The 17,393-nt window shown below is 58.5% G+C and carries 17 protein-coding genes; 10 read left to right on the plus strand and 7 right to left on the minus strand.

What is annotated here, in order from left to right; all coding sequences use genetic code 11:
• Nucleotides 1–15: 15 nt before the first annotated feature.
• Nucleotides 16–1,023: a Bug family tripartite tricarboxylate transporter substrate binding protein gene (locus BM229_RS03425; RefSeq protein ID WP_093926270.1), complete on the minus strand. Its 1,008-nt coding sequence runs from the start codon at nt 1,021–1,023 to the stop codon at nt 16–18.
• A gap of 230 nt (nt 1,024–1,253) precedes the next feature.
• Here BM229_RS03425 and BM229_RS03430 point away from each other — a divergent pair, with 230 nt between their 5' ends.
• Nucleotides 1,254–2,261, plus strand: coding sequence for a Gfo/Idh/MocA family protein (locus BM229_RS03430; protein ID WP_093926271.1), 1,008 nt, complete (start codon nt 1,254–1,256; stop codon nt 2,259–2,261).
• 46 nt (nt 2,262–2,307) lie between these two features.
• Here the strand turns inward: BM229_RS03430 and BM229_RS03435 are convergent, their stop codons facing one another.
• Nucleotides 2,308–3,003, minus strand: a complete 696-nt coding sequence (locus BM229_RS03435; RefSeq protein WP_093926272.1) for a GntR family transcriptional regulator — start codon at nt 3,001–3,003, stop codon at nt 2,308–2,310.
• Nucleotides 3,004–3,275: 272 nt separating this feature from the next.
• On the opposite strand from BM229_RS03435, the gene BM229_RS03440 reads away from it, so the two are divergent.
• The 3 genes from BM229_RS03440 to otnC all read left to right on the plus strand — a co-directional run bounded on the left by BM229_RS03440 (nt 3,276) and on the right by otnC (nt 6,400).
• Nucleotides 3,276–4,373 carry an isocitrate/isopropylmalate dehydrogenase family protein gene (locus tag BM229_RS03440; protein WP_093926273.1) on the plus strand — a complete coding sequence of 366 codons (1,098 nt, stop codon included), beginning with the start codon at nt 3,276–3,278 and terminating at the stop codon, nt 4,371–4,373.
• Nucleotides 4,374–4,505: 132 nt separating this feature from the next.
• Nucleotides 4,506–5,771, plus strand: coding sequence for a 3-oxo-tetronate kinase (otnK, locus tag BM229_RS03445; protein ID WP_093926274.1), 1,266 nt, complete (start codon nt 4,506–4,508; stop codon nt 5,769–5,771).
• Nucleotides 5,768–6,400 (plus strand): 3-oxo-tetronate 4-phosphate decarboxylase, encoded by a 633-nt coding sequence (otnC, locus tag BM229_RS03450; protein ID WP_093926275.1) that lies wholly within the window; start codon nt 5,768–5,770, stop codon nt 6,398–6,400. Before otnK ends, otnC begins: the two co-directional genes overlap by 4 nt.
• Before the next feature lie 195 nt (nt 6,401–6,595).
• On the opposite strand, the gene BM229_RS03455 is transcribed toward otnC, so the two are convergent.
• From BM229_RS03455 to BM229_RS03465, 3 genes are read right to left on the minus strand one after another with little or no spacing between them, the layout of a single operon-like run.
• Nucleotides 6,596–7,372, minus strand: coding sequence for a MetQ/NlpA family ABC transporter substrate-binding protein (locus tag BM229_RS03455; RefSeq protein ID WP_093926276.1), 777 nt, complete (start codon nt 7,370–7,372; stop codon nt 6,596–6,598).
• Nucleotides 7,373–7,415: 43 nt separating this feature from the next.
• Nucleotides 7,416–8,090 (minus strand): methionine ABC transporter permease, encoded by a 675-nt coding sequence (locus BM229_RS03460; RefSeq protein ID WP_093926277.1) that lies wholly within the window; start codon nt 8,088–8,090, stop codon nt 7,416–7,418.
• Nucleotides 8,080–9,141 (minus strand): methionine ABC transporter ATP-binding protein, encoded by a 1,062-nt coding sequence (locus BM229_RS03465; protein WP_093926278.1) that lies wholly within the window; start codon nt 9,139–9,141, stop codon nt 8,080–8,082. Before BM229_RS03465 ends, BM229_RS03460 begins: the two co-directional genes overlap by 11 nt.
• A 193-nt stretch (nt 9,142–9,334) precedes the next feature.
• On the opposite strand from BM229_RS03465, the gene BM229_RS03470 reads away from it, so the two are divergent.
• Together BM229_RS03470 and BM229_RS03475 are read left to right on the plus strand one after the other, a co-directional pair.
• Nucleotides 9,335–10,252, plus strand: a complete 918-nt coding sequence (locus tag BM229_RS03470; protein WP_167360182.1) for an MBL fold metallo-hydrolase — start codon at nt 9,335–9,337, stop codon at nt 10,250–10,252.
• On the plus strand, nt 10,249–11,196 hold the full coding sequence (locus tag BM229_RS03475) for an MBL fold metallo-hydrolase (RefSeq protein WP_208604015.1): 948 nt from the start codon (nt 10,249–10,251) through the stop codon (nt 11,194–11,196). Before BM229_RS03470 ends, BM229_RS03475 begins: the two co-directional genes overlap by 4 nt.
• A gap of 8 nt (nt 11,197–11,204) precedes the next feature.
• On the opposite strand, the gene BM229_RS03480 is transcribed toward BM229_RS03475, so the two are convergent.
• Complete coding sequence (locus BM229_RS03480; RefSeq protein WP_093926280.1) at nt 11,205–12,464, minus strand: urate hydroxylase PuuD; 1,260 nt, start codon at nt 12,462–12,464, stop codon at nt 11,205–11,207.
• A gap of 97 nt (nt 12,465–12,561) precedes the next feature.
• Between BM229_RS03480 and BM229_RS03485 the strand changes: the two genes are divergently transcribed.
• Nucleotides 12,562–13,476 (plus strand): LysR family transcriptional regulator, encoded by a 915-nt coding sequence (locus BM229_RS03485; RefSeq protein ID WP_093926281.1) that lies wholly within the window; start codon nt 12,562–12,564, stop codon nt 13,474–13,476.
• Here BM229_RS03485 and uraH read toward each other — a convergent pair.
• Nucleotides 13,473–13,826 carry a hydroxyisourate hydrolase gene (gene uraH / locus BM229_RS03490; RefSeq protein ID WP_093926282.1) on the minus strand — a complete coding sequence of 118 codons (354 nt, stop codon included), beginning with the start codon at nt 13,824–13,826 and terminating at the stop codon, nt 13,473–13,475. The genes BM229_RS03485 and uraH overlap by 4 nt on opposite strands.
• A gap of 139 nt (nt 13,827–13,965) precedes the next feature.
• On the opposite strand from uraH, the gene puuE reads away from it, so the two are divergent.
• From puuE to BM229_RS03505, 3 genes are read left to right on the plus strand one after another with little or no spacing between them, the layout of a single operon-like run.
• A complete protein-coding gene (puuE, locus tag BM229_RS03495; RefSeq protein WP_093926283.1) occupies nt 13,966–15,375 on the plus strand; it encodes an allantoinase PuuE in 1,410 nt (469 codons plus the stop codon).
• Nucleotides 15,372–15,866: an ureidoglycolate lyase gene (locus tag BM229_RS03500; protein ID WP_093926284.1), complete on the plus strand. Its 495-nt coding sequence runs from the start codon at nt 15,372–15,374 to the stop codon at nt 15,864–15,866. Before puuE ends, BM229_RS03500 begins: the two co-directional genes overlap by 4 nt.
• Before the next feature lie 54 nt (nt 15,867–15,920).
• Nucleotides 15,921–17,357, plus strand: a complete 1,437-nt coding sequence (locus BM229_RS03505) for a nucleobase:cation symporter-2 family protein (RefSeq protein ID WP_093926285.1) — start codon at nt 15,921–15,923, stop codon at nt 17,355–17,357.
• The last annotated feature ends 36 nt before the right edge of the window (nt 17,358–17,393 follow it).

The raw sequence follows: 17,393 nt of genomic DNA on the forward strand, positions 1-17,393 counted from the left end.
TGTTTTCAGTGATTGTTAAGGCTTTTCAATGCCAAGGCTTTCCGGGTCGACAGTGGTCGAACCGAGTTCTTTCAGCGTATAGGCAAAGGTGCTTTCCAGCTTAGAGAAAATTGCCTGTGCTTCATCGCCGGACTGGCCACCGATATCGTAGTAGTTCGCCGCTGCCCACTCAGCCACTGTATCTGACGCCATCGCCTTATCGAATGCGTCGGTCAGCGTGGTCTTCACGTCATCGGATGCAGAGTTCGCAACGCCAAACCCGATAGATTGCTTGAGCGGAAGATAGGCTTCTAGCCCGTCATACATGTCAAATGCGGATGGGATTGTGGTCTCGCCCAACTTGCCTTCTTCGGGTGTCAGCATTGCCAGCGGACGCAGCTTGCCACCTTCGATCAAGGGCGCCTGCTCGGCCAGGGAAGTCACGACCAGTTCCACTTCACCCGCCATCGCGGCTTCTTGGCCCGCGGCGGAGCCCTCATAGGGAATAAACTTGAACGACACTTCCGCGCCTTTTTCGATGGCCAGCAGGTTCAAATGGTGGATCGACCCTGCGCCCGAAGCGGCGGCGGGAATAGAACCCGGCTCTGCCATCGCGGCATCCATAAGCTCTTGCAGCGTGCTATAAGGACTGTCTGCGGGGACCGAGATCAGATCGGGCGAGCCACCGATGATGAAAGGATACCAAAAATCAAACTTCTGATCCCAGCCGCCCTGAACGGCGGCTGTCACATTGGATTCAGAGATGCCCGCCAGTGTATAGCCGTCGTCGGGTTGGTTCTGGACAAAGACCATACCGTTGGATCCAGCCACGCCACCTGTCTGGTTGGTCACGTTGATCGAAACCGGCAGATGTTTCTCCATCTCGGCCATGATCATCCGGTTGATGCTGTCGGTGCCACCACCAGCGCCCCACACGACAACGTCGGTAATATCGCGGAATGGGTATTCTTGTGCCTGCGCAGACGCGGTCAGCCCGGTGCTTAGCGTCGCGGCAAGCGCGACCAGTGCAAATTTGGTTTTCATCTCATCCTCCCAATGGATACGGTGCCTATTGCATTTATCTGCGTATGCATTAACAAATGTGTTGTCAACTCACACGTCAGACTAAAGGGGCGTTTCTACACTTTTGCCCAGCCCGGACTTGGTCGCGAGACGCACCTGAAATCTGCGGTGCTAACAAGATTGGGCGTGACCGACGCAATGGGTTAAGCACCCCCCAAAGGCCGCGCTGAGAAAGAAAAGGGAAGAATGACATGACTTTACGGATCGCTTGTCTGGGGGCTGGCTATTTCAGCCAGTTCCACATCAGCGGATGGCAACGCATGCAGGGCGTGACCCTTGTTGGGGTCGCGGATCGTTCGCCCGCAAAAGCAGAAGCCTTTGGCCTCCCAGCCTTTGACAATATCGACGCCCTTTTGGCAACAAACCCCGATATCGTCGACATCATCCTCCCCCCCGCGGGGCACGCAGAAGCCATTCGCAAGGCGCTCGCCCGAAGCCCGCAAGCGATCATTTGTCAAAAGCCCTTCTGCACATCATTGCAAGAAGCCCGCGAGATCACCCAACTGGCCGAAGATGCGGGGGTGCCACTTGTCGTGCATGAGAACTTCCGCTTCCAGCCGTGGTACCGCAAGATCAAGGCTGCTCTTCAGGCAGGCCGGATCGGCACCACGCTACAGGCCAGCTTTCGGTTACGCCCGGGTGATGGCCAGGGCCCAGACGCCTATCTTGCCCGCCAGCCGTATTTCCAACAGATGGAGCGCTTCTTGATCCATGAGACAGGCGTTCATTGGGTCGATACTTTCCGGTATCTCTTTGGCGAACCAAGCCATGTCTACGCTGATCTGCGCCGTGTGAACCCGGTGATTGCAGGCGAGGATGCGGGTTACGTTACTTTTGACCATCCCGGTGGTGTAAGAGCCCTCTTTGACGCCAACCGCAGTCTGGATCACGCTGCCGATAACACCCGCCGCACCATGGGCGAGGCGCTGATTGAAGGGACCGAAGGAACGCTTACGCTCTATGGTGACGGGTCGATCTGGGTCCGCCCCTTCGGCGCGCTAAAGGCTGAAGAAATTTCGCCCCCCGACCAGCATGAAGGCTTCGGTGGGGATTGCACAAAAGCCCTGCAAGAACATGTTGTATCGGCGCTGCTGAATGGCACCGCACTAGAAAATAAGGCCCGCGATTATCTGCGTGTGATCGAGATTGAGCATGCAATCTATCGCTCTGCCGACGAAGGCCGCAAATTGAAGGTCTAGGCTTGCCACATCTCAGGCGATACGCCCTCTCGGCGTATCGCTTTGCTTAAAACCGCGACAGGTTGTTCTGTTCTAGCAATGAGATCAACAACGCTTTCGCCTTCACCCGATGCTCATGGTGCAGGTCGCGGGCGCGCTCTGGCTCCGCGTTGCGGATCGCATCATAAAGCGCGCGGTGGTTTTCGTTCGAGGCGTGGGGCAGCGGGCGCATGTAGAGAGTCAGCAACCGCACGCGATGCACCTGCGTGCTGTACATCGCAATCACCTCCTCCAGACGCCGACTCCCCGACAGGGACACCAGCCCCTGATGGAACCGATCATCCGCCGCCGCCCATTCTTTGCGGTCTTCTTGCAGCAGAGCGCTTTCCATTTGAGTTAAACTCTCATCCAACCCACGCAGCTCCTTTTCTGGATAAGCCATCTCAGCGGCCTTAAAGGCGGCCAACGGCTCAAGCTCAATCAGGATGTCATAGATTTCTACCATGTCAGCGATGGTCAAAGGCAGAACGCGGATACCATGCCGAGGCCGGATTTCGACCAAGCCACGGGAGGCGAGAATTACCGCAGCTTCGCGGATCGGGGTGCGCGAAACGCTCAGCATCTCCCCAAGTTCGGCTTCTAGGTAGTTGGAGCCGGGCGGCAGTTCGTTGTTCGTGATCATCCCCTGAAGAATGGCCGCAACACGAGCAGCCTGCGAGACCGGTTTCTCGGCCTCTGCCGACTTGACCTTGCTCGAATTCATTCCAACCGCTCCCTCTCGTTCAGCGCCACTAGAAGATAACCCGAAATCCATTGACTATCAATGCATCAACGCATACGCATATAAATACGTGGCGAAGTGATGCCGTGCGAATTGCAGACTGAGTGGGAGCATTACAGCGTGTTTTGTCGAACCAGAGCGGCACAACGAAAGTGCACGGTTTGTCCCTCAGCTGTGACGTTCGTCAGAGGTGCACGCACGTTCGTGTGGGCCGCCTTCGACCAAAGTGAAATTTTAAGCCCAAGGAAAACGACATGGCTTCTGGTTTGAAAATCGCCCTTATCCGTGGGGATGGGATCGGTATTGATGTCGCAGATGCGACCATCGAAGTCGTCAATGCTGCCTGTGAAATTAGCGGCGCCCCTGCCCTTTCCTATGACGAGATCAACGCTGGCGCGGGCTACTATGCTGAAACCGGCCATGACATCGAGCCCGGTGGCGAAGAACGCGCAGGCGAGGCAGATGCCATCTTCCTAGGCGCGATCGGCCTGCCCTCGATCCGCCATGATGATGGCACAGAAATCTCACCTCACCTGCGCCTGCGCGACCGCTTTGGCCTTTACGCTGGCATTCGTCCCATCAAGGCCTACCCCAACGCGCCCCAACGGCTGGCCGATCCTCGTGCGGCGCAGATCGATATGGTGATCCTGCGCGAGTCCACCGAAGGCCTGTTCTATTCCGCCGCTGCCCATAAACGCAGCGAAGTGATCGGCGATACAGAGGTGCGCGACACCCTGCGCATCACCCGCGCAACAACAGAAAAGCTTCACAACTTCGCGTTTAAACTGGCCCAGAAACGCAAAGAGCGCGGCAAGCCCGGTCACGTGACTTGTGTCGATAAGGCCAATGTCTTCACGTCGATGGCTTTCTTCCGCAAGATCTTTGACGAGATCAAACCGAACTACCCCGACATCGAGGCCAATTATAACTACGTCGACGCCCAAGCGCTTGATCTGGTGCGGCGTCCTTGGGATTTCGATGTCATGGTAATGGAGAATATGTTCGGCGACATTCTGTCTGACTTGGGCGGTGGTTTGGTCGGCGGCATGGGCATGGCGGCCTGCGCCGAGATTGGCGATGACAACGGTCTTTTCCAGCCAGCCCACGGCAGCGCCCCCGACATCATGGGTCAGGACAAGGCCAACCCCCTTGCCGCGATCCTCAGCGGCGCTTTGATGCTGGACTACCTTGGCGAACGCTCTGGAGACAGCCGCTACACTGACGCGGCAGCCCTGATTGACGCGTCAGTCGAAAAAGGGTTTGCCGCCAATGCGCTGCGCCCGATGGAGTTCGGCGGCGACATGGGCACCCTCGCAACAACACGGGAAGTCGTGGGCGGCCTCAAAGGGTAATCCGACGCGGCCCACACTGCGGATGTGCGGGCCACAAGCGAATTACCCTGCGATTGTCACGATCGGCCGCGCTTGCCCAGGTCTGCTTATCGCGGCTTGCGCGCCGCGCTACTGATTTGAAAGGATATTGAAATGCCCATCGTTCTTGGTGCCATTGCCGATGATTTCACCGGTGCCACCGACCTTGCCAACACGTTGGTCAGTGAAGGTATGCGGGTGGTCCAGATCATCGGGGTGCCCGGCCCTGAAGAGACCTATGGCGATGCCGACGCGGTTGTCGTGGCGTTGAAATCACGGACAGCACCGGTGGAGGAAGCAATCGCAGACTCCTTGGCCGCGTTAAATTGGCTCCAGTCCGAAGGCGCCGAGCAAATCTTGTTCAAATATTGCTCTACCTTCGATTCGACAGCCCAAGGGAACATCGGCCCTGTCGCCGATGCGCTACGCGAAGCGATGGGTTGCGAACTCGCGCTGATCTGCCCCGCTTTTCCAAAGAATGGCCGCACGGTCTACAATGGCGTCCTCTTTGTCGAAGAGTTGCCCCTAGCGGAAAGCCCGATGAAGGATCACCCGCTAACACCAATGCGCGATTCCAACCTGATGCGTCTGATGGATGCGCAGTCCTCTGGGCAAGTCGGGCTGATCTCCGCGCCGATCGTTCAGCAAGGCATCGAAGCGATCCGTGCAAAAATAGCCGCGCTGATCACCGAAGGCATCTCTTACGCAGTCATCGACGCGCTGGATGAAAGCGACCTTCGGACCATTGGCAAAGCAGCGGAGGATCACAGCTTGATCACCGGTGGCTCAGGCATCGCACTGGGCCTGCCGGACAATTTTCGGGCGCGGGGCAAAATCACCTCGGGGCGGCAAACCACCTTCGCTGCAACCGAAGGGCGCACCTTGATTCTGGCAGGCAGTTGCTCAACCGCGACCCGCGCACAGCTTGCGCAAGCCAAAGCAAAATGGCCCCATGCCAAAGTCGAAATCGATAAAGTCGCGGCGGGAGATGATGTGGTCATCGAATTGACGGATTGGGCCAAGGCCCAGCCTGCTGACAGCCCGGTGATTATTTACGGCTCGGCCGATCCAGTAGAGGTGGACGCTATCCACAAACGTTACGGCGTTGCCGCCTCTGGGCAGATGATGGAAGACACGCTAAGCGCCCTCGCCCTGCGCCTTGCCGATGCAGGCTTTCACCGGCTGGTGGTCGCCGGAGGGGAAACCTCTGGCGCGGTCGTCTCAGCCCTGGACATTAAAATGCTAGAGATCGGCCCCGAGATTGCACCCGGCGTACCATGGACCCAAGCCTTGGGCCCCCGCCCCTTAACACTGGCGCTGAAATCTGGGAACTTCGGGCAGCCCAGCTTTTTCGAAGATGCCCTGAAGGTGCTCCCATGAGTGACGCGAAAATCCGGGAAGACATCGTGCGGCGCGCCGCGTCGCTTTATAATCGGGGGCTGAGTTTCGGCTCATCTGGTAATATCAGCGTGCGCGTCGACGACGGCTGGTTGATGACCCCAACCGGTTCCTCCATGGGAGACCTCGACCCGGCGCGCCTGTCTCTGCTTGACCCCGAAGGCCGCCATATCTCAGGCGATGCCCCCACCAAAGAAGCGTTTTTGCATATGGCCATGTATGCCAAACGGTCCGGCGCGTCGGCTATCGTGCATCTGCACTCCACCCATTCCGTCGCCGTAAGCTGCCTGAAATGCATTAATCACAAGGACGTTTTACCGCCCCTGACGGCCTATTACGTCATGCGGGTCGGCAAGCTGCCCCTCGTGCCCTACTTCGCGCCGGGGGATCTCGAATTAGCCAAGGCAGTCGGTGAAATGGCCTCGGACCACCATGCGGTTCTGCTAGCGAACCACGGGCCGGTCGTTTCAGCTAGATCGTTGTCGGATGCTGTTTATGCCACCGAGGAGTTGGAGGAGACCGCGAAGCTGTTTCTCGCCCTACAAGCAATGGAGACGCGGCCCCTCACTGCCGATCAGGTCGCGGATCTGCAGCGCCGATTCCCGTCCTGACGCTAGCTGGCTTACAGCAGAATGCGGCGATACTGGGTCGTCTCGATTAGACCAATTTCGGGATACCAACTTCAAAGACCGTCAGACGCGGCCGTATAGGTCGAAGACTTTGAGACTAGCCCCGCGATGGTTCCTTGGACTTGACCCACGCGCAGCGGGTCAAGTCGTTCTGCAATCAGCGCGCTAAGCGAGACTTTACCAAGAGGTAATAACAGTGCCCTGATAGCTCTCATCGATGAAAGTTTTGATTTCATCGGAATGATAGACCTTAAGCAGAGTTTCAACCCATGCGGCTTCCTCGTCGCCTTTGCGCACGGCAATCACGTTTACGTAAGGATTCTCGGCGCTTTCCATTGCGATCGAATCTTCCTTCGGGTTCAGACCAGAGGCAATCGCATAGTTGGTGTTGATCAAAGCAGCCGACAGGTCGGCCAACGAACGCGGCAGTTGGGCGGCGTCGAGTTCTTTGAAAGACAGTTCTTTCGGATTCTCGGTGATGTCGAGTACAGTTGGCACCAGACCAGCGGCCTCATCAACTTTGATCATGCCCAGTTCTTGCAGAACCAAAAGTGCGCGACCGCCGTTAGTTGGGTCATTTGGGATGCCGAATGTGGCCCCCTCTTCCAGATCGGCGATATCGGTGATCTTGTCGGAATAGACACCCATCGGGGTAGTGATGGTATTGCCCACAACGCTGAGCTCAAACCCGCGGTCTTTCATCTGCGCCTCAAGATAGGGCACGTGCTGGAAGGAGTTGGCCTGAATGTCGCCGTCGGCGAGCGCTTGGTTCGGCACGACGTAGTCAGAGAATTCAATCACGTCGATGTCCAGCCCCATCGGCTCAGCGATGCGGGCAACCTCTTCCATGATCTCGGCGTGTTCACCGGGGGAAACGCCGACCTTAATCTCTTCGGCAGCAAGGCCCGTGGCCATGAGCGCCAGAACGGAAGTAAGCGTGGTAAGACGAAGCATAGTAGTCTCCTTAGATTGAGAGATCAGATGTTTAAGGTAAGAATTATTGCCCACCGCTTTTAGTGGCGCGTTTATCCACGGCGGTCGCGACACGCTCGCCGATGGACTGCACAAGCTGCACCAAGACGATGAGAATGATAACAACGATGGCCATGACGTCGGGCATAAACCGCTGATAACCATAGCGAATACCCAGATCACCAAGGCCTTCACCGCCAACAGCACCGACCATCGCAGAATATCCGATCAAGCTGACGATGGCGAGCGTCAGACCCAGTGTGATGCCGGGCAGTGCCTCGGGGAGCAGCACTTTGCGGATAATCTGCACCGGTGTCGCGCCCATCGCGCGGGCGGCTTCAATCAGGCCGGAATCGACTTCGCGAATGGCGTTTTCAACCAGCCGCGCGATGAAGGGCACCGTTGCAATAGTCAAGGGTACAATGGCAGCAGTGGTCCCGATCGAGGTGCCCGCGACCATGCGGGTGAAAGGGATGATCGCCACAACAAGGATAATAAACGGCACCGAACGCGTGGCGTTCACCACCAATCCGAGGATTTTGTTCACCCAAGGTGCCGACAGCAGTTCACCGCGCTGCGATGTCGCCAGAAACAGCCCCAGCGGCAGGCCTAACACCGTGCCAAGGATCGCTGAGATGGCAACCATATAAAGCGTCTGCCCGGTCGCTTCGATCAACAAGTTAATAAGGTTAGCCGACATAGCCCAGCACCTCCGTCAGAAGCCCGTGTTGTTCCAAGAATGCGCGCGCTTGGGCGGCCTGCGGCATTGGCATCGACACCAAAAGGTTGCCAAAGGGGCGTGTGCCGATTTCTTCAACAGCACCAGCCAAGATATTGACGGGTATGCCCATTTCCTTGGTCAATCGCGCCAGCATAGGATCCGTCGCATGCGCACCTGCAAAGGTCACACGGATTACCTCTTCGCCGCCTGAGGCGGGTGCGGTTTGCGTCAAGCGGTCTCTGACAAAGGCGGGCAGCGTGACCCCGGTCACCCCCGACAGGAACGATCGCGTCGTCTCATGTTGCGGTGCGGTGAAAATATCGTAGGTCGCCCCGTGTTCAACGATGCGGCCAGCTTCGATCACTGCCACATGGCTGGCGATGTCACGCACCACGGCCATTTCATGGGTGATCAGCAGAACCGTCAGCCCCAAATCGCGATTGATGTCTTTCAGCAGCGACAGAACCGTCTGTGTTGTTTCAGGGTCGAGCGCCGAAGTCGCCTCGTCCGAGAGCAGCACTTTCGGCCCAGTGGCCAAAGCGCGGGCGATGCCGATACGTTGCTTTTGCCCACCCGAAAGCTCTGCCGGATAGCGGCCCGCCTGCGCGCTTAGGCCAACCCGTTCGATCAGGTCCGCCACGCGCGGCTTGATCTGTGCCGATGGTACCCCCGCAACTTCGAGCGGCAGCGCGATATTGCCTGCCACAGTGCGCGAAGACAGCAGGTTAAAGTGCTGGAAAATCATGCCCACGTCACGGCGGATCGCACGAAGTTTGCCGCCTTTGGCGGTGCCCACGTCCTCGCCTCCGACCAACACTTTGCCCGATGTGGGCCGCTCTAACCCATTGACCATGCGCAGCAAGGTAGACTTGCCCGCGCCCGACCGCCCGATGATCCCGGTGATCGAACCGGGCGCAACATCAAGAGAAATCCCCTCAAGCGCATTGACGGTCGCCCCGCCCGCTTTGGTATAGGCCTTGCCGACCTTGTCAAAGGCGATCGAGGCGCCTTGGATCATGTTATCAGTCATTGTCCGTCCGGATTGGCTTGGGTTTCGGGTAGCGCCCCGTAGACAGAAACACGGGCCGCGATGCAAGGCACGATCATGCATATCTGCTTTGCTTTTCGGCCTTAACGTAGGGCGGCGCATTCCGCTCTTGTGCCCTGAGGGTCAGAAGATGATTATATTCACGAATCGGAATGGTTACTGGGAGGGGGATAAAATGAAGCTCAATAGACGAATGGTGATTGCCGGGATGGCCGGTGCAGCCTTTGCCCATGGTCCGCTGCGCGCCTTTGCCACAACCTCGGCCCAGACCGGCGACTACGCATTTTTAAGCGTGAGCGATGGCAATCTGGTCCTGCCGCGCAGTTTTTTCTTCGACGGCTTGCCGCAGGAAGAATTGGCGCAGGCCCTAGCGCCGTTCAACCTGCCCCACGATCAGTTGGAGCCGCCCTGCAACTTGGCCCTTCTGCGCAATAAGGAACGTTTAGTGCTTTTCGATGCGGGCTCGGGCCCCGCATTCATGCCCTCGGCCGGAACGCTGTTGGACAGACTTGGGGCTCTAGGCGTTACGCCCGATCAGGTGACGGATGTCATTTTTACCCATGGGCACCCCGATCACCTTTGGGGCGTGCTGGACGACTTCGATGATCTGGTATTCCAAGAGGCACGTTATCACATGGGACAGGTCGAATGGGAGTATTGGCGCGATCCAAAGACCGTTGACACGATTGGCGCGGCACGCACGGCCTTCGCCGTGGGCGCGGCACGTCGGCTTGACGAGATCGAAGATCGGATGAACCATTTTGTTGATGGCGCAGAAGTTCTGCCCGGCATTATGGCCCACGCAAGTTTTGGCCATACGCCGGGGCATATGTCTTTTGAGGTGGGCGGCGACAGTGATGCGCTGATGATCGGCGGCGATGCCATCGGTAACCACCACCTTGCCTTCGCCCGGCCCGGTTGGGCCAGCGGATCAGATCAAGACCCGGAACTTGGGGCACAGACCCGTCAGCGGCTGCTCGACAAGCTTGCCCATGAACAGACCCTGCTGATGGGTTTCCACCTGCCGAACGGCGGCTTGGGCCGGGTCGCACGCGATGGGGATACGTATCGTTTTGTGGAGGCGGATCAATGATGCGCTATTTGCTAAGCACCGCCCTGCTGATCGCCACCAATGCCACAGCCAACGAGGATATCGCCGATAAATATCCCGCCTCTCTGCTTTATGACAAACCGTACGAGGTGATCCCCGGTGTCTTTTCCGCCATCGGTGCGACAGCCCCGCCGACTTACGAAAACGCGGGCCATAACAACAACCTGAGCTTTATCGTCACCGGCGAAGGCGTCGTCGTCATTAACGGTGGCGCGGCCTATGGGCTGGCAGAGGCGCTGCATGAAGAGATCAAGGCCGTGACCGATCAGCCGGTAAAGCTGGTGTTCAACGAAAACGGTCAAGGCCATGCGGTTCTGGGCAACAGCTATTGGGCTGAGCAGGGCGTGCCCATTGTCGCCCATGTGGACGCGGCGCATGAGGTCGAAAGCTTTGGCGGCAGCATTCTGGAAGGGATGCAGCGCTATAACCGTGACCGTGCCGAGGGCACGGAGGTTCAGCTCCCGACGGAGACATTCGCGGACGAATATATCGTCGAGATGGGCGATTTCCGGATCGAAGCACACCACCTTGGCCCGGCCCATAGCCCCGGCGATATCGTGATCTGGTTGCCAAAGCAGCGCCTCGTCATTTCGGGCGATATGGCCTTTCACGAACGCATGTTGCCGATCTTTCCCGACACGATGACGGCAGATTGGATCGAGACATGGGAAACCGCCTTTGAGCCGCTAGAGGCGACCTATGTGATCCCCGGCCATGGCCATCCGACCAATATGGATCAGGTACGGCGCTACACTCATGACTACCTCGTTTATCTGCGCGAACAGATCGGCGCGCATTTAGATGCAGGTGGTGGGCTGGCCGAGGCCTATTACGTCGATCAAACACCCTACAACGGATTGGACACCTTCGAGGAATTAGCCACCAAGAACGCAGGCCGGGTCTTTGAGCAGATGGAGTTCGAGTAAGCTAACAGTTACTTCCCGGCGAGGCTAAAAGGCTGGTTGGCCGCCCCATCGCGGTACCAGCGCATGATCTTGCGGCGCTCTTCTTCTTCCATGAAGGACACATTTGCAGGCGGCATAGCGTTGGTCACCCCCGCCTGCAAATAGATCTGCCGCGCGGCGCGCGCGATGTCAGCAGGTGTTTCCAGCAACAATCCCTTGGGTGCGCGGTGAATACCGTCATAGAACGGTTCGCGCGCATGGCACATAGCGCAGCGGCCCGGCACGATATTTGTCAAATCCTCAAACCCTTGAGCGTTGGCAAACATCTGTTCAGTTTCGGTCAGGGGTCGCGCTTCGGCCGCTTCGACATCGTCCTGCATGAGCGGCGCGGTCGACAGCCACATAATCGCCACGAACAGCAGTGCGGTCACGCCCCACGTCCAATGCGGCCCCTTACCCGTGGCGTGCATCGTGTTGAAATAATGCCGGATCGTTACACCCATCAGAAACACCAGCGCCGCGATCAGCCAGTTGTATTCGGTCGCAAACGCCAGCGGGTAATGATTGCTCAGCATCAAGAAGATCACCGGCAGCGTCAGGTAGTTGTTGTGGGTTGAGCGCAGTTTGGCGATCTTGCCGTATTTAGCGTCCGGTGTGCGGCCCTCTTGAAGGTCTTTCACCACGATGCGCTGGTTCGGCATGATGATGAAAAACACATTCGCCGTCATGATCGTAGCGGTGAAGGCCCCCAGATGCAGCAGCGCGGCACGGCCCGTGAACACTTGGTTATACCCCCAAGCCATCGCCACCAGCAGCACAAACAACAGCAACATCAACGCCGTGGGCCGGTTTCCAAGCTGCGATTTGCACAGAAAGTCATAGATCAGCCATCCCAGCATCAGCGAGCCCGCCGAGATCAGGATGCCTTGGAAGATCGAAAGGTCGGCCTTGGCGGGATCAATCAAGTAAAGCTCTGCCCCGGCCCAATAGACCACCATCAACAGCGCCGCCCCCGACAGCCATGTCGAATAGCTTTGCCATTTATGCCAGATCAGATGCTCGGGCATGTTCTCCGGGGCCACCAGATACTTCTGAATGTGGTAGAACCCGCCGCCATGAACCTGCCATTCCTCGCCAAAAGCGCCAGCGGGCAGATGCGGCACTTTGCGCAGACCCAGATCAAGCGCGATAAAATAGAATGACGCGCCAATCCACGCCATGGCGGTGATAACATGCACCCAGCGGACGGCAAAACCGATCCAATCCCACATGATGGCGATGTCGTGCATGGTGTTCTCTCCGGATGATTCACCGGCCAGACTATTCAATCGCGGATTTTACCGCTAGATTTGTCATTCCCTAAACTCTATCAAAAGTTCCCGATAAATGTCCTATTTCGACAACATTCGCACCTTTGTGCGCGTCTATGAACTTGGCAGCATGTCGGCAGCAGCCCGCGATCAGCGCGTTTCGCCTGCTGTTGCCTCGGCGCGGATCACCCAGTTAGAGGGGCATTTGGGCGTACGGCTGTTCCAGCGCACCACGCGCAGCCTATCGGCGACGGAACAGGGGCGGATTTTCTATGATGGCGCTTGCAAGATCCTTGCCTCCGTGGCCGAGGCCGAGGCGGGGATCGATGACGTTACCGACAACCCACGCGGCACGCTGCATGTCGCGGCCCCGCTGGGCGTGGGGCGTCGGCTGATCGCGCCACATGTGCCTGAGTTTGCGGCAGACTACCCTCTGGTCGATGTGCGTCTGCGGTTAAGTGATAGGAAACTCGACCTCACTGCCGAAGGACTTGATGTGGCATTTTTCCTTGGCCGACCCGAAGATTCCACGTTGCGCATTCGTAAGGTCGCCGATTGCGAGCGCGTGCTCTGCGCCAGCCCGGCGTATCTTGCTGTGCATGGCCACCCACGCACGGGGGGCGAGATTGATCGGGGCCAGCACAATTGCCTGAACCTGCGCTTTCCCGGCGCGACCGAGTTTCAATGGCAACTAAAAGGACCGGAAGGCGCAGTAAAATATGACGTGCGGGGCCGGTTTGAAAGCGACGACGGCGATGTGCTTACCGATTGGGCACTGGCAGGTGCCGGTATTGCGATGAAACCACTGTTTGAAATCGCCGATCACCTGCGCAGTGGCGCACTGGTGCGGGTGGTCGAAGACACACCGCCCCTGCCCGTGCAGATGGCCTGTCTCTATACTCACCGCCGCCACCAAGATCCGAAAACCCGGCTGTTCATGGAATTCATGATCGCCCGTATGGAAGACGCGCTGAAGGCGGGAGAGGCTTAGCTGCCGCGGTAGGTCGAGTAGCCAAAGGGCGAAAGCAGCAGCGGGACATGGTAATGCGCGGCATCCGACATGCCAAAACGCAGCGGCACCACATCCAGAAAACGCGGTTCCTCAGCGGGCGTGCCATTCGCGTCAAGGTAGTCGCCACAGTGAAACAGCAGCTCATAGGTGCCGACCTTGAATTCCTCAGCGGGCAAAATCTGCTCATCGGTGCGGCCGTCCGCATTGGTGGTCACGCTCCGCAGATGGGTCCGGGCCTCGCCCTCCAAACGGAACAACTCGATCTTCAGTCCCGCCGCGGGGCAGCCACGTGCCGTGTCCAAAACATGTGTTGTTAGATAGCCTGCCATCATACCCTCCGTGCTTAACCCTTGATCGCCCGGCGCGTGGCCGAACGAAAGTGTCCTTTTCACGATAGTCTTTCAGGAATTAATTGAAAGCAATGCAAGACCTTCCGGTTTAGACAGAGAACGACAGAAGGAGAATAACATGACTCGCTACCCCCGCGACATGCAGGGTTACGGCCCCACCCCCCCCGATGCGCAGTGGCCCGGCGGCGCCAAAATCGCAGTGCAATTGGTGCTGAACTACGAAGAAGGCGGGGAAAATAACATCCTGCACGGCGATGCCGCATCCGAAGCCTTCTTGTCAGAGATCGTCGGCGCCGCGCAATGGCCGGGGCAGCGACATGCCAATATGGAATCGATCTATGAATACGGTGCACGCGCCGGGTTCTGGCGTTTGCATCGGCTATTAAAAGACCTGCCGATCACCGTCTACGGCGTCGCCACAGCGTTGGCCCGTTCGCCGGTGCAGACCGCCGCGATGATCGACGCAGGCTGGGAAATGGCGACCCACGGGCTGAAGTGGATCGAACACAAAGACATGCCAGAGGATGAGGAACGCGCCGCCATTGCCGAGGCGATCCGCCTGCATGCTGAGGTAACGGGCGCTGCCCCGCGCGGTTTCTATTGCGGGCGCTCATCCGAGAATACAATCCGGCTTGCCGCCGAAACCGGGCAGTTCGCCTATGTCGCCGACGCCTATGCCGATGACCTGCCCTATTGGGTTGAGTTCGATGGCCACGATCAGTTGATCGTACCCTACACACTCGATGCCAACGACATGCGCTTTGCCACGCCGCAGGGCTTCAATTCTGGTGCGCAGTTCTTTGACTATCTGAAAGCGAGCTTTGACGCGCTTTACCGCGAAGGGGCCGAGGGTGCGGCGAAGAAGATGTCGGTTGGCCTGCATTGCCGTTTGATTGGCCGTCCCGGTCGGGTAGAGGCGCTGCGCCAATTCATCGAATACGCTCAAAGCCACGAAGGCGTCTGGTTCGCCACCCGTGAACAAATCGCAGACCATTGGGCCGCAACGCACCCGCACCAGCGCCGCGAGCGCCCCAGCCAGATGGAGCGCGAAACCTTCGTTGCCAAATACGGTAGCATTTTTGAGCATTCGCCTTGGATCGCCGAGGGCGCCCATGCACTGGAACTGGGCGCGGGCCATGACAGTGCCGTGGGGCTGCACAACGCGCTGGCCCGGATTTTCCGATCGGCCTCAGACGCGCAACGCCTCGGCGTTTTGCAAGCGCACCCCGATCTGGCAGGCAAGCTGGCACAGGCCAAACGCCTGACCTCTGAAAGCACGTCCGAGCAGGCAGCAGCCGGATTGGACGCGCTGACGGATCAAGAGCGCGAGACCTTTACCCGGCTTAACAAAAGCTATGTCGAGAAACACGGCTTTCCCTTCATCATCGCCGTCCGCGACCATGATAAGACAGGTATCCTCGCCGCTTTTGAGCGTCGCATCGATAATGACCGCGACACCGAGTTTAAAGAGGCCTGCCGACAGGTCGAACGCATCGCACAGCTGCGGCTGAAAGACATGCTGCCATGAGCCGCCAACTTGTCCTCCAGCCCCTCACAGCCAAGGCGTTCGCCCCGTTTGGCGAGGTCCTGGAGGTGTGCGGCGCGCCCGATAAGATCATCAATCAGGGCATGTGTGGGCGGCATCATGATTTGGCTGATTTGGATTTCGGCCAAGGCCGCGCGGGCATCAGCGTGTTTGACGCCACACCCCGCGCCCTGCCCTTTACCCTTGATATGGTAGAGCGGCATCCGCTTGGCGCGCAGGCCTTTTTGCCGATGCATCAAAACCCCTATCTGGTCGTCGTCGCCCCCGATAACGCGGGCCGCCCCGGCCCCTTGCAGGCGTTTCTCGCAGGCCCCGGTCAGGGCGTGAACTATCGCCGTAACACTTGGCACGCGGTCTGCTGTCCGCTGAGCGCGCCGGGGCTTTTCGCAGTGGTCGACCGGATCGGCGAAGGCGACAATTTGGAAGAACATTGGTTCGATCAGCCGTGGGAGGTGGTCGCAGCCAAGGAATAACCGTCATGCCCTCATCAGAAGCGGCAGACGGGATCGGTCAAAAGGGAGAATGACATGACTGACGCTTCACTGGGCACGCCGGCGCAACTGCGCGACCCGAATTATACCCCCGCGCTGTCCAAGGCGATACCCTTGGGCATTCAGCACGTGCTGGCAATGTTCGTCTCCAACGTAACGCCAGCCATCATCGTGGCGGGGGCTGCGGGGTTCGGGTTTGGTTCGGATGCCGGGGCGCAGGGTTTTCCCGACATGACCTATCTGATCCAGATGTCGATGCTGTTTGCAGGCATTGCCACGCTGTTTCAGACCATCGGCTTCGGGCCCGTAGGCGCGCGCTTGCCGATTGTGCAGGGCACGAGTTTTGCCTTTCTGCCGATCATGATCCCGCTCGTCGCGGGCAAAGGGGTCGAGGCGTTGCCAGCGCTCTTTGGCGGCGTTCTGGTTGGCGGGCTTTTTCATATGGTCTTAGGCACCTTCATCGGACGCATCCGCTTTGCCTTGCCCCCGCTCGTGACCGGGTTGGTGGTGACGATGATCGGCCTCGCGCTGGTCAAAGTGGGCATCCAATATGCCGCTGGCGGCGTCCCCGCCATTGATCAACCCGAGTACGGCAGCCTGCTCAATTGGTCGGCGGCTTTGGTGGTGATTGTCGCCACGCTGGGGTTGAAGTTCTTCACCCGTGGGATGCTGTCGGTTTCAGCCGTCGTGATCGGTATCGCGCTCGGCTATATCTATGCGCTGGCGGTGGGCATGATCACCTTTGAGGGCATCGTCACCAGTTGGGATCGTGCCGCCACGGTGGCGCTGCCAATACCCTTTGCATATGGGTTCGAGTTCAGCTTTGCCGCCGTTGTTGGTTTCTGCCTCATGGCATTTGTCTCGGCTGTCGAAACCGTCGGAGATGTTTCTGGCATCACCAAAGGCGGCGCAGGGCGCGAGGCTACGGATGCCGAGATCACGGGTGCCACCTATGCCGACGGTCTGGGCAGCGCGATTGCCGGGGTTTTCGGCGGCTTTCCCAATACCTCGTTCAGCCAGAATGTCGGGCTGATCGCCATGACCGGCGTGATGAGCCGCCATGTGGTGACCATCGGCGCGCTATTTCTGATCCTCTGCGGCTTGGTCCCTAAGGTCGGCGCAGTGATCCGCACCATCCCTATCGAGGTACTGGGCGGCGGGGTGATCGTGATGTTCGGCATGGTCGTCGCTGCCGGTGTTTCGATGCTGTCGGACGTGAACTGGAACCGACGCAATATGGTTATTTTCGCTATTTCCCTGTCGATCGGTCTTGGGCTGCAACTGGACCCCAAGGCGGTGCAATATCTGCCCGATACACTGCGGGTGTTGATGACAAGCGGGCTGCTGCCAGCGGCGCTGATTGCCATCGTGCTGAACCTTGTGCTGCCAGAACAACTGTCGGATGACGCAACTGAAGAGGTTTCAGGCGGGTTGTCGGGCCACGGCAAAGGGTCACTGGGAAAACGAGGCTGATTCATCCGAAAGGGCGCCGATTGGGCGCCCTTTTAT

Origin of the sequence: Sulfitobacter dubius (assembly GCF_900113435.1) — a bacterium.
Lineage (GTDB): Bacteria > Pseudomonadota > Alphaproteobacteria > Rhodobacterales > Rhodobacteraceae > Sulfitobacter > Sulfitobacter dubius.

What these genes read in the sequence shown, in the direction of transcription:
- BM229_RS03425 (WP_093926270.1), bottom strand. Translation starts at nt 1,023, where the DNA reads ATGAAAACCAAATTTGCACTGGTCGCGCTTGCCGCGACGCTAAGCACC.
- BM229_RS03430 (WP_093926271.1), top strand. Translation starts at nt 1,254, where the DNA reads ATGACTTTACGGATCGCTTGTCTGGGGGCTGGCTATTTCAGCCAGTTC.
- BM229_RS03435 (WP_093926272.1), bottom strand. Translation starts at nt 3,003, where the DNA reads ATGAATTCGAGCAAGGTCAAGTCGGCAGAGGCCGAGAAACCGGTCTCG.
- BM229_RS03440 (WP_093926273.1), top strand. Translation starts at nt 3,276, where the DNA reads ATGGCTTCTGGTTTGAAAATCGCCCTTATCCGTGGGGATGGGATCGGT.
- otnK (WP_093926274.1), top strand. Translation starts at nt 4,506, where the DNA reads ATGCCCATCGTTCTTGGTGCCATTGCCGATGATTTCACCGGTGCCACC.
- otnC (WP_093926275.1), top strand. Translation starts at nt 5,768, where the DNA reads ATGAGTGACGCGAAAATCCGGGAAGACATCGTGCGGCGCGCCGCGTCG.
- BM229_RS03455 (WP_093926276.1), bottom strand. Translation starts at nt 7,372, where the DNA reads ATGCTTCGTCTTACCACGCTTACTTCCGTTCTGGCGCTCATGGCCACG.
- BM229_RS03460 (WP_093926277.1), bottom strand. Translation starts at nt 8,090, where the DNA reads ATGTCGGCTAACCTTATTAACTTGTTGATCGAAGCGACCGGGCAGACG.
- BM229_RS03465 (WP_093926278.1), bottom strand. Translation starts at nt 9,141, where the DNA reads ATGACTGATAACATGATCCAAGGCGCCTCGATCGCCTTTGACAAGGTC.
- BM229_RS03470 (WP_167360182.1), top strand. Translation starts at nt 9,335, where the DNA reads ATGAAGCTCAATAGACGAATGGTGATTGCCGGGATGGCCGGTGCAGCC.
- BM229_RS03475 (WP_208604015.1), top strand. Translation starts at nt 10,249, where the DNA reads ATGATGCGCTATTTGCTAAGCACCGCCCTGCTGATCGCCACCAATGCC.
- BM229_RS03480 (WP_093926280.1), bottom strand. Translation starts at nt 12,464, where the DNA reads ATGCACGACATCGCCATCATGTGGGATTGGATCGGTTTTGCCGTCCGC.
- BM229_RS03485 (WP_093926281.1), top strand. Translation starts at nt 12,562, where the DNA reads ATGTCCTATTTCGACAACATTCGCACCTTTGTGCGCGTCTATGAACTT.
- uraH (WP_093926282.1), bottom strand. Translation starts at nt 13,826, where the DNA reads ATGGCAGGCTATCTAACAACACATGTTTTGGACACGGCACGTGGCTGC.
- puuE (WP_093926283.1), top strand. Translation starts at nt 13,966, where the DNA reads ATGACTCGCTACCCCCGCGACATGCAGGGTTACGGCCCCACCCCCCCC.
- BM229_RS03500 (WP_093926284.1), top strand. Translation starts at nt 15,372, where the DNA reads ATGAGCCGCCAACTTGTCCTCCAGCCCCTCACAGCCAAGGCGTTCGCC.
- BM229_RS03505 (WP_093926285.1), top strand. Translation starts at nt 15,921, where the DNA reads ATGACTGACGCTTCACTGGGCACGCCGGCGCAACTGCGCGACCCGAAT.